9 protein-coding genes and 1 riboswitch are annotated in these 14,668 nt (G+C 66.6%); of the genes, 4 read left to right on the forward strand and 5 right to left on the reverse strand.

Annotated elements, in window-relative coordinates:
* Positions 1 to 247: 247 nt before the first annotated feature.
* The 4 genes from GGQ90_RS01275 to GGQ90_RS01290 all read left to right on the forward strand — a co-directional run bounded on the left by GGQ90_RS01275 (position 248) and on the right by GGQ90_RS01290 (position 6,967).
* Positions 248 to 3,442, forward strand: a complete 3,195-nt coding sequence (locus GGQ90_RS01275; RefSeq protein WP_188080448.1) for an efflux RND transporter permease subunit — start codon at positions 248 to 250, stop codon at positions 3,440 to 3,442.
* Positions 3,435 to 4,640, forward strand: a complete 1,206-nt coding sequence (locus GGQ90_RS01280; protein WP_188080449.1) for an efflux RND transporter periplasmic adaptor subunit — start codon at positions 3,435 to 3,437, stop codon at positions 4,638 to 4,640. The genes GGQ90_RS01275 and GGQ90_RS01280 overlap by 8 nt, the downstream gene beginning before the upstream one ends.
* Entirely contained in the window at positions 4,630 to 6,036 is a 1,407-nt protein-coding gene (locus GGQ90_RS01285; protein WP_188080450.1) for an efflux transporter outer membrane subunit, read from the forward strand. Before GGQ90_RS01280 ends, GGQ90_RS01285 begins: the two co-directional genes overlap by 11 nt.
* Before the next feature lie 184 nt (positions 6,037 to 6,220).
* Positions 6,221 to 6,967, forward strand: a complete 747-nt coding sequence (locus tag GGQ90_RS01290; RefSeq protein ID WP_188080451.1) for an SDR family NAD(P)-dependent oxidoreductase — start codon at positions 6,221 to 6,223, stop codon at positions 6,965 to 6,967.
* A gap of 52 nt (positions 6,968 to 7,019) precedes the next feature.
* On the opposite strand, the gene GGQ90_RS01295 is transcribed toward GGQ90_RS01290, so the two are convergent.
* The 5 genes from GGQ90_RS01295 to GGQ90_RS01315 form a co-directional block, all read right to left on the reverse strand.
* The gene (locus GGQ90_RS01295; RefSeq protein ID WP_188080452.1) at positions 7,020 to 8,072 is read right to left on the reverse strand and encodes a HoxN/HupN/NixA family nickel/cobalt transporter; all 1,053 of its coding nucleotides are present in this window, start codon (positions 8,070 to 8,072) and stop codon (positions 7,020 to 7,022) included.
* Entirely contained in the window at positions 8,069 to 9,568 is a 1,500-nt protein-coding gene (locus GGQ90_RS01300) for a PepSY domain-containing protein (RefSeq protein ID WP_188080453.1), read from the reverse strand. Before GGQ90_RS01300 ends, GGQ90_RS01295 begins: the two co-directional genes overlap by 4 nt.
* Positions 9,569 to 9,570: 2 nt before the next feature.
* Positions 9,571 to 11,559: a TonB-dependent receptor plug domain-containing protein gene (locus GGQ90_RS01305; RefSeq protein ID WP_188080454.1), complete on the reverse strand. Its 1,989-nt coding sequence runs from the start codon at positions 11,557 to 11,559 to the stop codon at positions 9,571 to 9,573.
* A gap of 190 nt (positions 11,560 to 11,749) precedes the next feature.
* Positions 11,750 to 12,007: riboswitch (cobalamin riboswitch) on the reverse strand.
* Positions 12,008 to 12,069: 62 nt separating this feature from the next.
* Positions 12,070 to 12,930: a copper resistance protein B gene (locus GGQ90_RS01310; RefSeq protein WP_188080455.1), complete on the reverse strand. Its 861-nt coding sequence runs from the start codon at positions 12,928 to 12,930 to the stop codon at positions 12,070 to 12,072.
* Entirely contained in the window at positions 12,927 to 14,666 is a 1,740-nt protein-coding gene (locus GGQ90_RS01315) for a copper resistance system multicopper oxidase (protein WP_188080456.1), read from the reverse strand. Before GGQ90_RS01315 ends, GGQ90_RS01310 begins: the two co-directional genes overlap by 4 nt.
* Between the last annotated feature and the right edge of the window lie 2 nt (positions 14,667 to 14,668).

A 14,668-nucleotide genomic window follows, 5' to 3' on the forward strand; every position in this document is an offset into this window, starting at 1 on the left:
GTGGCGGTGGTCCTCATCGTCCCATGGCATGGCGCGCGGATTCGCCCCCGATCCCGCTGCGCGTGCCGGATTGCGGCCGAAATGCGGATTGCCGTCACATTCATGAATGCGCTTCATAGGCTCATGCCGCCTGCCGCTCTGGCAACATGGCTGCAGAACCCGTAAAACAGAGACATTCCTTCAGGAGAGGCGCAAATTTTCGCACCCCGGCATGTTTCCGCCGGGCGATGCGCCCCGGGAGTCGTGAATGATCGGTATCGTCAAGGTTGCCCTGCATCGCCCGCTGACCTTCATTGTCATGGCGATCCTGATCGCGATCGTGGGCATCCTGTCCGCCGCGCGCACCCCGGTCGACATGTTCCCCAACATCCGCATCCCGGTGATCGCGGTCGCCTTCCAATATGCCGGCCTGTCGCCCGAAGACATGTCGGGCCGGATCGTCAGCCCCTATGAGCGCGTGCTGACCACGACGGTCAACGACATCGAACATATCGAGAGCCAGTCGCTGCAGGGCATTGGCGTCATCAAAATCTATTTCCAGCCCGGCGCCGACATCCGCACCGCGACCGCGCAGGTCACGTCGATCTCGCAGACCGTGCTGCGCCAGATGCCACCGGGCATCACACCGCCACTGATCCTGAACTACAGCGCATCGACCGTGCCGATCCTGCAGCTCGCATTGTCGGGCAAGGGCCTGTCGGAACAGCAATTGTTCGACCTTGGCCAGAATCAGATCCGGCCGCAGCTGGTGACCATCCCGGGCCTTGCCATGCCCTTCCCTTCCGGCGGCAAGCAGCGCCAGGTGCAGATCGACCTCAACCCGCTGGCGCTCCAGTCCAAGGGGCTGTCGGCACAGGATGTCGGCAATGCCATCGCCGCGCAGAACCAGATCAACCCGGCCGGCTTCGTCAAGATCGGGGCGACTCAATATAGCGTCCGCCTGAACAACGCGCCGGAATCGATCGAGGCGCTCAACGACCTGCCGGTCAAGGTGGTGAACGGCGCGACCATCTACATGCGCGACGTCGCCTATGTTCGCGACGGTGCAGGTCCGCAGCAGAATATCGTCCATGTCGAGGGCAGCCGCTCCGCCCTGCTGACCGTGCTCAAAAATGGCAGCACGTCCACCCTGGCGATCGTCGACGGCGTGAAGCAGGCACTGCCGAAGATTTCGGCCACCCTGCCCGACACGCTCAAGATCCTGCCGATCGGCGACCAGTCGCTGTTCGTGAAGGCTGCGGTCGAGGGCGTCATCCATGAAGGCGCGATCGCCGCAGCGCTCACCTCGCTGATGATCCTGCTGTTCCTGGGTTCGTGGCGCTCGACCGTCATCATCGCCCTGTCGATCCCGCTCGCCATCCTGGCCGCGATCGCGGCGCTGGCGATGTTCGGCCAGACGCTGAACGTCATGACGCTGGGCGGCCTTGCTTTGGCGGTCGGCATCCTGGTGGACGACGCGACCGTGACGATCGAGAATATCAACTGGCATCTGGAACAGGGCAAGGGGGTGGTGGAATCCATCCTGGACGGCGCGGCGCAGATCGTGACTCCGGCGTTCGTCTCGCTGCTGTGTATCTGCATCGTGTTCGTGCCGATGTTCTTCCTGCCCGGGGTCGCCGGCTTCCTGTTCGTGCCGATGGCGCTGTCGGTGGTGTTCGCGATGATCGCGTCCTTCATCCTGTCGCGAACGCTGGTGCCGACCATGGCCATGTATCTGCTCAAGCCGCACAAGCTGGGTGACGAGGACGAGCATCTGGCCGGCACGGCGACATCGAAAAATCCCTTGGTCCGTTTCCAGCGCGGCTTCGAATATCGGTTCGAGAAGATCCGTACATCCTATGTCGGGATGCTTCATCGCGCGCTGGGCGCCCGCAAGCCCTTCCTGATCGGCTTCATGGCGATCGTTGTGCTCTCGTTCGGCCTGCTGCCGTTCCTGGGCAGCAATTTCTTCCCCTCGGTCGATTCCGGCCAGATCGCCATGCATATCCGCGTGCCGGTCGGCGCCCGGATCGAGGATACCGCCGCTCGCTTCGACCAGATCGGGCGCGAAGTGCGCAAGATCATCCCGGCCGCCCAGCTTGGCTCGATCACCGACAATATCGGCCTGCCGGTCAGCTCCATCAACACTGTCTATAACAACAGCGGCACCATCGGCCCGCAGGACGGCGACATGCTGATCGCGCTCAACCATGGCCATCGGCCGACCGACGAGTTCGTGACCCAGCTGCGCCGCGAACTGCCGCGCCGTTTCCCCGGCACGACCTTCGCCTTCCTGCCCGCCGACATCACCAGCCAGATCCTGAACTTCGGCGCGCCCGCGCCGATCGACGTCCAGATCGCGGGCAAGGATGCCGAGGCGAACCGCGCCTATGCGCAGAAGCTGCTGGCGAAGATCGCCACCATCCCGGGCCTGGCCGACGCCCGCATCCAGCAGCCCGGCCGCGCGCCGCAGCTCGACGTCGATGTCGATCGCTCGCGCGTGGGCCAATATGGCCTGACCGAACGCGACGTGACCACCAGCCTTGCCAGCTCGCTGGCCGGCACGTCGCAGACCGCCCCGGTCTTCTTCGTGAACCCGCAGAATGGCGTGCAATATCCGGTCGTCGCACAGGCGCCCGAATATCTGGTGGGGTCGATCAGCGACCTGTCCAACCTGCCGGTCTCGGGCGCGAACGCCAGTGCCGCACAACAGCTGGGCGGCCTGGCCACCATCGTGCGGTCCAACACCGTGCCGGTCGTGTCGCACTATAATATCGCGCCGGTGCTCGACATCTTCGCGACGACGCAGGGCCGTGACCTGGGCGCGGTGGCGGGCGACATCGACCGGGCGATCAAGTCGCTCAAGGCCGAGGAGCCCAAGGGCGCCACCATCACCATTCGCGGCCAATATGCGACGATGAACACTGCCTTCTCTGGCCTGGGCTTCGGCCTCGCCGGCGCGATCGTGCTCATCTACCTGCTGATCGTGGTCAACTTCCAGAGTTGGGTCGACCCGTTCGTCATCATCACCGCCCTGCCCGCGGCGCTTGCCGGCATCGTCTGGATGCTGTTCATGACCGGCACCACTTTGTCGGTGCCGGCGCTGACCGGCGCGATCATGTGCATGGGCGTGGCGACGGCCAACTCGATCCTGGTCGTCAGCTTCGCCCGCGAACGGCTCGCCGAACTGGGCGACGCGACCAAGGCCGCACTGGAGGCGGGCATGGTCCGCTTCCGCCCGGTTCTGATGACCGCGCTCGCCATGATCATCGGCATGGGGCCGATGGCGCTAGGCCTGGGCGAAGGCGGCGAGCAGAATGCCCCGCTGGGCCGCGCCGTCGTCGGCGGCCTGATCTGCGCCACCATCGCCACCCTCTTCTTCGTTCCCACCATCTTCGCCTTCGTCCACGGCCGCAAGGCAGGGAAGGCCAACACCATGGAAATGCAGCCGAGCCATGTCTGACCATAACAGCATCGAACATCCCGAGCAGGCCGGCCCCGACAGCGGCACGCTGAAGAAGATCGGCATCGGCGCGGCGGTGGTCGCGCTCGCCGTGGTCGGCGTGGGCGTCGCATCGCGCATCAGCGCCACCAACGAACTGCGCGAAACCGCCGCCGACGCGTCGGTGCCGACCGTCGCCGTGGTACAGCCGACCGTGAATGGCGAGGGCAATGACCTGGTCCTGCCCGGCAATGTGCAAGCCTATAACAGCGCCGCCATCTATGCCCGAACCAATGGCTATGTCCGCCGCTGGCTGGCCGATATCGGCGACCGGGTGCGCGCGGGCCAGCCGCTCGCCATGCTCGACGCGCCCGACCTCGACCAGCAGGTCGCCGCAGCCCAGGCCGATTACCAGACCGCGCTCGCCAACCAGCGCCTCGCGGAAACCACCTCGAAGCGCTGGAACACGATGCTGGCGCAGGACGCCGTCTCGCGGCAGGAGGCGGACGAGAAGGCCGGCGATCTCGCCGCTCGCACCGCCGTCTCCAACGCGGCGCTCGCCAACGTCAAGCGGCTGAAGGCGCAGCAGGGCTTCACCCGCCTCGCCGCGCCATTCGACGGCGTCGTCACCAGCCGATCGGCCCAGATCGGTGCGCTGGTGGTGTCCGGCAATGCCGCCGCCCAGCCGCTGTTCACCGTGTCCGACATCCATCGCATGCGCATCTATGTCCGCGTGCCTCAGGGCTATTCGGCTTCGGTCCGGCCGGGCATGGGCGCGACCCTGACCCTGCCCGAATATCCCGGCCGCAGCTTTGCCGCGACGCTGACCAGCAGCTCGGGCGCTGTCGATGCGCAGTCGGGCGCCGTGCTGGTGCAGTTGCAGGCGGAAAATCCCGACGGGGCCTTGAAGCCCGGCGCCTTCGCGCAGGTCAGCTTCAAGGTCGGTGCCGGCCAGGGCAATGGCGTGACCCTGCCGGGCAGCGCGATTCTCTACAGCAATGACGGTCCGTCGGTCGCAGTGGTCGGCGCGGACAACCGCGTGACGCTCAAGACCGTCGCCATCGCCCGCGACGAAGGCGCGACAGTGCAGATCGCCAGCGGCCTCAGCCCCAATGACCGGATCGTCGACACCCCGCCCGATGCGATTCGCACCGGCGACACGGTGAAGGTGCAGGCGTCGGCGCCTGCCGCCGGAAAGGGCGCGACGCATGCGCGCTGACCGCCGGATCGGCGGCGCGGGCGTGACATTGGCGGCGGCCCTGCTGGCCGGCTGCTCGATGGCGCCGGCCTATCAGCCGCCCCAGACCAGCGCCCCCGCCGCCTATAAGGAAGTGGCGGGCTGGACCGCGGCCCAGCCGGCCGACGCGGCGCCGCGCGGCAATTGGTGGGAGGCGTTCAACGATCCCGTCCTCAATGACCTGGAAACCCGCGCCGAGCAGGCCAGCCCGACGCTCGCCGCCGCGCTCGCCCGCTATGATCAGGCGCGCGCCGCCGCGCGGGTGGAAAATGCGGACCTGTTCCCGCAGATCAGTGCCGGTGCCGATGCCGGCCGCCGCCGTGTGTCGGGCAACCGCTTCCAGGGCAATGGCAGCGCCGTCACCTATAATGACTATGTGGTGGGTGGCAGCCTCGACTATGAACTCGACCTGTGGGGCCGCATCCGCAACAGCGTGAAGGCGGCGCGCGCCGACGCCGACGCCAGCAATGCCGATCTCGCCTCCGCCCGGCTCAGCCTGCAGGCCGCCGTCGCCGACGCCTATGCGCGACTGCGCGGGCTGGATGCGCAGGCGGAGCTGCTGAACCAGACGGTCGAAGCCTTCGGCAAGGCCTACGACCTGACCGACCGGCGCCACAAGGGCGGCGTGTCGTCGGGCATCGACGTCAACCGCGCCAAGACGGTGCTGGACAATGCCAAGGCGGATATCTCCGCGATCGCCAATGAACGCGCCGCGACCGAGCATGAGATCGCCGCGCTGGTCGGTGCGATCGCGTCGGACTTCAGCATCGCCGCCCGCACCCAGCCGCTCGCCGCCCCGGACGTGCCGACCGGCGCGCCCTCGCATCTGCTGGAGCGCCGGCCCGACATCGCGGCGGCCGAACGACGCATGTTCGCCGCCAATGCGCGGATCGGCGTCGCCAAGGCGGCCTTCTTCCCGACGCTGACGCTGGGCCTGACCGGCGGCTGGGAAACCACCCATGGCGACCTGTTCAGCGCGCCCAACAGCTTCTGGGGCCTCGGCCCGGCATCGGCGCTGCTCAACCTGTTCGACGGCGGCAAGCGCCGCGCACAGGTGAAGATGTCGCGCGCCGAGTATGAGGAACTGGCCGCCGGCTATCGCGACACGGTCCTCACCGCTTTCCGCCAGGTCGAGGATGCGGTCGCCGCCAATCATCACCTGTCCGACCAGATCGGCCACCAGCGCAGCGCCGCCGACGCCGCGCAGCGCACCAGCGATCTGGCGCTGACCCGCTATCGCGACGGCGCGTCGGACTATCTGGAGGTGGTGACGGCGCAGACCGATGCGCTCGACGCCCAGCGCGCAGTGCTGATCGCGCAGACCCAGCGAATGCGCGCCAGCGTCGCGCTGGTGAAGGCGCTGGGCGGAGCCGCCTGATCTCGCTAAGAGACTGTTTAAGAAAGCTAGTTCCAGCCCGCTCCCCCGCCCAACCACCCGATCCAGTGTCATCCTGTCGGGTGGTTGGGCGGGGGAGCGGGCTGGAACCGTAACGAAAAATCGCTCTTTCGCGATTTTTCAAACAAGCTCTAAGGCGGCCGCCAACAGCGGATAGGAGACCGACATGACCAAGACCGTCCTCATCACCGGCGCGACCGCCGGCATCGGCGAAGCCGCCGTCCGCGCCTTTGCCGCCGATGGCTGGCAGGTGATCGGCACCGGCCGCCGCGCCGATCGGCTGGAAAAGCTGGCCGCCGAAATCGGCGACGCCTTCTGCCCGCTGCTGTTCGACATGCGCGACGAAGCCGCGATCGATGCGGCGCTGGCCAGCCTGCCCGAAGCTTTCCGCGCGATCGACATGCTGGTCAACAATGCCGGCCTGGCGCTCGGCACCGCACCGGCCCAGTCGGCCGACCTCGCCCAGTGGCAGCAGATGATCGAGACCAACATCACCGGCCTCGTCACCGTCACCCACAAGCTGCTGCCCGGCCTGGTCGCGCGCAAAGGCGGGATCATCAATCTGAGTTCGGTCGCGGCGACCTATCCCTATGCCGGCGGCAATGTCTATGGCGGCACCAAGGCGTTCGTGCATCAATTCTCGCTCGGCCTGCGGTCGGACCTGCACGGCACCGGCGTGCGCGTCACCTCGATCGAGCCGGGCATGGTCGAAACCGAATTCACCCTGGTCCGCACCGGCAGCCAGCAGGCGTCCGACACGCTTTACGGCAATGCCAATCCAATGACCGCGGAGGACATCGCCGCCACCCTGCTCTGGGTCGCGAACCAGCCCGCGCATCTCAACATCAACACGCTGGAACTGATGCCGGTCAGCCAGTCCTTCGCTGGCTTCCAGGTCGCACGCGAAGGCTGAAGATTACCGTTCGGGCTGAGCAAAAACCGAAGCTCCGCCCGAACGGTTCAGGCTAAGCCCGCACCTCCCCGGCCGGGGCCAGTTCGATCGCGTCATAGCCCTTCCAGCGATAGAAGAGCGCACTGGCGATCCAGCAGGCGATGAACAGGCCGATGATCGCGAAGCCCAGATCGTTGAAATGCTCGCCCAGCGTGGCGGCGACATCCCAGATGCCGCCACTTAGCCCCAGCTTGTCGCCGAGCAGCGCCAGCGTCTCGATCGTACCGATGCCGATCGCCACCGCCGCCGACAGGGCGGTGATGACGATATTATAGTAGAGCTTGCGCAGCGGCTTCACGAACGCCCATTGATAGGCGCCCATCATCAGCATGCCGTCGACCGTGTCGACCAGCGCCATGCCGGCGGCGAACAGCAAGGGCAGCACCAGCACCGGCCCCAGCGCAAAGCCGTCGCTCGCCTGCGCGGCGGAGAGGCCAAGGATCGCCACTTCGGTCGCGGTGTCGAAACCCAGGCCAAAGAGGAAGCCGAGCGGCGCCATCTGCCAGGGGCGCGAGATCAGGCGGAAGACCGGACGGAACAGGCGCGACAGCGGCCCACGCCCGCCGGTCAGCATGTCGAGATCCGCCTCGACATAGCTGCCGCCCGCCTGCACCCGGCGGAAGGTCGCCCAGACCTGGCGCAGAATCACAAGGTTCATGATCGCGATGGCGAACAGGAAGGTGGCGGAAATCAGCGTCGCCACCACGCCCCCGGCGGCACGGAACCGCTCCAGCCCGGCGAGCGCGCTGACCGCATAGGCGAGGCCCAGCGCCGCGATCAGCACGATCGCGCTATGGCCGATCGCGAACCACAGGCCCACGGTCAGCGGCCGCTGCCCATCCTGCATCAGCTTGCGCGTCACATTGTCGATCGCGGCAATATGATCAGCATCGACCGCGTGGCGCAGGCCAAGGCCCCAGGCGAGCAGGGCCGTGCCCATCATCACCGGCCGGTCGCCGAACAGGGCGAAGGCCCAGCCCCAGACGGCCAGATTGGCAAGGACGAGCGCCGCGATCAGCGGCACGCTGCGTCGCCGAAGCGACGCCTGCAAAGGGGTGGCAGTCATGCGGTTTCTCCGATCAGGGGCCGTAGGGCGCGGGCGCGCCGACGGTGATTGCGGACGCGGCGCAGATCACGCCGCAGTTTGGAAAGGCCCATCCATGTCCCGGTCCCGCAAACGAGCGTGACCATGGCGAGCAGCGGCAGGACGATCAGATCCCACCAGGGACGGGTACGCAGCAGCGGGAAATCAAGCCGGTGCAGCCCGTCCTGCAGCCAGCGGAAGGCCCGGCCATTGCGGTCGAAGGCGCGGATCAGGCGCCCCGATGCCGGATCGACATAAAGACGCGTTGCCTGGTCATCGGCCAGGATGACGCGCCACACCGGCAGGGCGATGCTCGCCTTGTGGCCATAATAATAGGCGTCTTCTTGGCCCAGCAGCTCGATCGAACCGATCGCCGGACCATCATGCAGCGCCGCGCGCAGGCCCGCTTCGGACAAAGCGGCAGGCCGGCCAGCCGCGTCGAAGCGCTGCGCCTTGCCAGCCCGATCGATCGCCACCAGATGGACGGCACCGGCAAAGGGCACCACCTCCAGCCGGACGACGCCCGTCGGCAAGGCAGGCAGCGCCGCGATCCCCCGGCGCGCATCGGCCCAGGCGAAATCGCCGTTCAGCCGCTGGCGCTGCGTCATCATCGCCTCGCTATCCAGCAGCCCCCAGGGGTTCATCGACAACAGCCCGCTCGCCACCCAGGTCAGCGTCACTATGCCGAAGAAGAGCCCGGCCATATGATGCCACCACCACAGGCCGCGATAGGGCGATCCGATGCCGCCATCGCGGCGACGGCGCAGCCGGGCGATGCCGACCCACAGGCCGGTGATCGTCAGGAAGCAGCCGATCAGCGAGGTCCAGATGACGACCTGACTCCACAGCGCGCCATCCTGCCGCAGGATCGTGGGATAGAGCCAGTGCGGCACCGCGCCGAGCCAGCCCCAGAAGCGCTGGAAGCGGGTGGTCAGTTGCACCACTTCCCCGCTCCTGCCCGAGACATAGGCCTGCGTCCCCGCTCCGTCGGCATAATCGACGCGGTAGAGTGGCGCGTTGCGGCGGAAGGTCTGGACCGTCCACTGGTCCATCTCCGTCTGCGCGATGCGCTCCGGCGGTCCGGCAATGGCGCTGTTGCGGCCAAACTCGGTCGCGATCCTGTGGATATTTTGCGGATCGAGCTGTTCGACCGGCTGGCCCGACGCCCAGTCATGGGTGCCGGCGGACACCCGCATCTGCGGGATGGTCCGCGTCGGATCGAACGCGGGTGTCACCCGCAGCACGGGCCGCCCCGCCATCATCTCGATCCGGGCGGCGGACAGCATCATGGCATCGGGCAATATCTCCGCCTGCCCCGGTGACAGGTTGAGGGGCGTGAGCCCCCCAAGCTGCGCGGCCGGTGTCAGGCGCGGATAGTCGACATAGAGCATCACGAAGCCGGACAGGCACCACAGCGTCATGACGGCGCCGATGATGATGCCCAGCCAGCGATGCAGCAGCAGGACCGGCCGCATCATGGTCAGAAACTCAGGCCATAGCTGACCCGCAGCGTGCGCGGCACGCCCCGGTAATAATAGAGGAAGCGGCTGTTGCTGCCATCCAATACGCCTGCATCGCTGACCGCCGAGCGATAGCCGGTGCTGGCATAATCCTTGTCGAACAGATTCTCGACATTGACGCCGAACCGGTTGCGCCGCGCCTGGTCCAGCCACAGATGGGCGCCAGCATCGACCACGGCATAATTGCCATAGTTCATCCGGCCAAAGCCCGATGCGGTCGACCAGACATCGCCCACCCAATTGGCCGACAGATTGGCGCCGAAGCGGCCGGTCTGCGGCGCATAGACGATCGCGGCGCGGCCATATTGCTCCGGATTGCGATCCCGCTGGACCGAGCTGCCCTGATTGCGGACACGCGAATATGTGTAGCTGGCTGACAGGCCCCAGCCGCCGGTCAGGTCCGCATTCAGCTCCAGCTCGGCGCCCCTGGCCCGCACCTTGTCGCTGACGTTGATATAGGTGCCTTCCGGGAAGGCCGGATCGTCATAGGTCGTGTCGATCAGGTCGGTGATGCGCCGGTTGAACCAGGTCGCCTTCCAGCGGATCGCGCCGCCGGCCAGCGCGCCGCCCAGCGCGGCGTTGAGGTTCAGACTCTCCTCGGGCTTCAGGTTCGGGTTGCCGACCTCGCAACAGGGATCATTGCCGTAGAGCTGCGAGGCATCGGGCAGCACGAAGGAGGTGCCGCCATTGGCCTCCACGAACAAGGCGTCGCTGACATCATAGCGGCCCGAGACGTTCCAGATCGTCTTTTCCGATCCCTTCGCCTTGTTGTAGCGCAGCCCCGCCGCGATCCGCCCCTTGCTCGACAGGTCGTCATTGGTGCGCAGTTGCAGGACGCCGGCATGGACCTGTTCGTCGGTCGGCGCGATCAGCAGGACGTCGTCGCGGCCGTTGAAGCTCTGGAAATCATAGCCGATCAGCGTGTCGATGCCGCGCAGCATGTTGAGCTGCACCACCGCACTGCCGCCATAATCCTGATAGCCCCAGAAGGTACCGGCCGGGTAGATGACCTGCGGCGGCCCCGCTGGCACGGGGTTGCGGATCTGGACATAGGCGGTCTTCCAGTCGTGGAAATAGCCTTTGAGGAAGAATTGCACGCCATCCTTGCCGGTATAGTCGAGGCGCAGGCTGGCCACTTCCTCGTTGCGGTCGTTGCGGCTCTCCTTGGTCCGCGTCGCACTGATATTGTCGAGATCGGCCCTGGTATGCTGGTAGAGCGCGTTGAGGCGCAGGTCCGGCGCGATGTCATATTGATATTTGATGCCCGCCGACCAGAGATCATAGCCGCGCGCCCGATCGGTGGCGCTGGGCTGCATCACGTCATAGGGGCGATAGCCGTCCGATTGGCTGCGATTGGCCCAGACCACGAAGCGATGCGGACCGATCGCGCCGCGCAGATAGCCGTCCAGGCTGGTGCCGGCGAAGCTGTCGAGGCTGGCATTGACCTGGCCGCCCAGATCATCGCTGAAATCGCGGGTGACGACATTGATGACGCCGGCCGCCGCCTGGGTGCCGTAGAACAGGCTTTCGCCCCCTTTCAGCACCTCAATCCGCTCGATCATGCTGGCGGCCATGGTGTCATTGGGCGACGTGCCGCCATAAAGGCGATTGTTGAGGCGGATGCCGTCCATCGTCCACAGCACATCCTTGGTGCGCGATCCCTGCAGCGCGATGTCGACATAGCTGAACGGCCCGGACTGCGACCGGATGAACAGGCCCGGCACGGCTTCGAGCGCGCGGGCGGTGTCGATCGCGGCGGCATCGCGGATCTGCGTGTCGGTGACGATCTCGATGGCATGGCCATAGCGGGAGAGTTGCTGCGGCAGCGTCTCTTCCAGGCTGGTGCCCGTGACGACGATGCTGTCGCCTTCCCCTTCGTCGGCCAATGCCGGCGATGCGATGGCAAGCGAAAGGGCCAGAGCGACCAGCGAAACGATATTGGACTTCATATATTCCCCCATCCGGCGCCGCGTTCGACGGGCGGGGGCAACCTTCGCTTGCGGCACGCGCGCGAACGTCCGACACACGCGCCGGCCGGGCGCCCAAGGGCAACCGACGCGCGTCATCGCAGCGGCCCCAGCCGCTCGTTCGTCGCTCAGACGGAAGTTACCGTGCCGCGGCCATCCCCTGGACCAAGGCAAGAGCGACCAGACGCCGGCAGGTCTCCTGGCTCACGGGTCATCGCTTGATGCACGGCCTTCCCAGGCCTCGCAGGATTTAGCGTCCGGCCCAGTGGCTGGCGGATCGGGCATTCTGCCGTCCGCACATGTACATCGCGCTCACCGCTTACAGTTGCAGGGACAGCTGCGGATTTGGACGACACCCTGAATGAGAGGGCCATCCGCACCGCATTCCCTATTAAGCCCCTTTCGGGACACCGGCGCGATCATGATCCCACGCCGTGTGGCGCGGGATCGGCGAGATCGATAATCGAATATCAGGCGGGCTGCAAGCGCCTCTCAGAACCAGGCGCGCAGGCCGATCACCAGGCTGGTGGCAGAGGCGCGTTCACCGGCGGCACGGGCATAGTCGGCGGTGTCGCCCAGCTTGCGCTCCCAACGCACGCCGACATAGGGGGCGAATTCGCGGGCGATCTCGTAGCGCAGCCGCAGCCCCAGCTCGATATCGGACGGGCCGGCGCCGATTCCCAGTTCGGGCACATGCTGCGCCGCCAGATTGAACTCGGCGGCGGGCTGCAGGATCAGCCGCTGGGTGATGCGCTGGTCATAGCTCGCCTCCAGCCGCAGATGGGCGTCGCCCTTGCTCGACAGGAAGGCTTCGGCCCCGACCTCAAACCAGTAGGGCGCCAGGCCATCGATGCCGATCACCGCATAGCTACGATCCGGCCCTTCGCCCAGATCCTGCCGCACGCCCGCCTGCAGGTTGAACCAAGGGTCGATCGCCCGGCTGTAGAGCGCCTGCACCTCGGCCCGTTCGAGCGATCCGCCGAATGTCCCTTCGCCCTCGCTCTTGACCGCGAAGCGGTTGATGTCGCCGCCGATCCAGCCCTCGCCCTCCCAGGCATAGCCGTCCGCGCCCTTGCCGGCGCGATATTCCAGCCGATCGAGCATCCATTGCGAATAGGTCATGCCGCCCCCTTCCGCGATCATCGCCGTGCGGGCGCGGGCCATGGCGGCCGGGTCATAGAGCGCGTCGGCGGCATGATCGGTCGGCACTGGCGGCGGCGTGCCCTGCGGGATCGCGGCGTCGATAGCCGGCATTGCATGCCCCATCGCGCCATGATCCATCTGACTATGGTCCATCGTCTGGGCCTGCACCGGCGCAGCGGCGGCGAGCAGAAGGAATGCGAGCGCCTTCATGCCGCATCCTCCCCATGGCGAACCGTCACCACCCGCATCATCCCGGCATGCATGTGCATCAGCATATGGCAGTGGAACGCCCAGTCGCCCAGCGCATCGGCGGTAAGGTCGAAACTCAGCTTGCCGCCGGGCAGCACATTCACCGTATGCTTGCGCGGATTATGCGCCGCCTCGCCCGTCACCAGTTCGAAGAAATGGCCGTGCAGATGGATGGGATGCGGCATCATCGTGTCGTTGATCAGGGTCACGCGCACCCGTTCCATATGCCGGAAGGCGATCGGCTCCGCCCCCTCCGACAGCTTCACCCCATCGAACGACCACATATAGCGTTCCATGTTCGCGGTCAGATGGATGTCGAGCGACCGGGTCGGCGTGCGCAGGTCGCTGTTCGGCGTCAGCGACCGCAGATCGGCATAGGTCAGCACGCGATGCTCGACATCCTCCAGCCCCGTCGGCCGGTCGGCGGTGCGATCGGCCGGCATCGGCGACAGGGTGGCGACGCCCGGCCCCATTTTCACGCCCGGCGCGACCGACTTGTCGCGCATCTTCATGGCGTGGCCGCTCATGGCGTCATTGGCCGGCTGGCTGAGGTCGATCACCCCGTCATGACCCATGTCCATGCCGCCCATGTCCATGCCCATATCCTTCATGCCCAGCAGCGGCCGGGCGCGCCGGCCCGGCACGGGCGCGGCCATGCCGACCTGCGGCGCCAAGGTGGCGCGGACCAGGCCGGACCGGTCGATCGCCTCGGCAATCAGCGCATAGGGCTTGGCCTCGCCGGGCTGGACGATCACGTCATAGGTTTCGGCAATGCCGATCTGGAACTCGTCGGTCTCGACCGGCTGGACATCCTGCCCGTCGCACTGGACCATAGTCATCGGCAGGCCGGGCAGGCGAACATTGAAATTGGTCATCGTCGACGCGTTGATGATGCGCAGCCGCACCCGCTCGCCCGGCGCAAACAGGCCGGTCCAGTTTTCGGCCGTGCCCATGCCGTTCACCAGATAGCTGTAGACCGCGCCGGTGACGTCGGAAATATCGGTCGGGTCCATCCGCATCGCGCCCCAGTCGATCCGGTCCTTGAGGCCCTGATCCTTCCGCGCCAGCAACCCCGCCAGCGTCTGGCGCTGCATGTTGTAATAGCCGCCCATCTGCTTGAGCCGTTGCAGCAGCCTGTGCGGATGAACCGAACTCCAGTCGGCGAGCAGGATCACATGCTCCCGGTCATAGGCCACCGGATCGGGGCCGGCCGGATCGATGATGATCGGCCCATAAAGGCCCATCGCCTCCTGCATGCCCGAATGGCTGTGATACCAGTAGGTGCCCGCCTGCCGCACCGGGAAGCGATAAATGAAGGTCTCGCCCGGCGCGATACCGGGGAAGCTGATGCCCGGCACGCCATCCATCTGGAAGGGCAGGATCAGCCCGTGCCAGTGGATCGAACTATCCTCCTTCAGCCGGTTGGTGACGGCGATGTTGACATCCTGCCCCTCGCGCAGGCGGATGAGCGGGGCGGGCGTGCCGCCATTGACGCTGATCGCATGGGCCGATCGGCCGCCGGTCGCAAAATGCCCATCGCCGATGCGGAGCGCGATCGTCTCGCCCGACAGCGCGCCCTGAGCGGCTCCATGCGTGCCTGTGTCGGCCCAACCGGGCAGTGCCTGCGCCAGTGCAAGCGCGGCGCCGCCCCGGATCAGGCTGCGGCGGTCGAGAGGAAGGGAAGGCAGATCGGTCATGC

The sequence above is a fragment of the Sphingobium scionense genome (genome assembly GCF_014197035.1).
Classification (GTDB): Bacteria; Pseudomonadota; Alphaproteobacteria; order Sphingomonadales; family Sphingomonadaceae; genus Sphingobium; species Sphingobium scionense.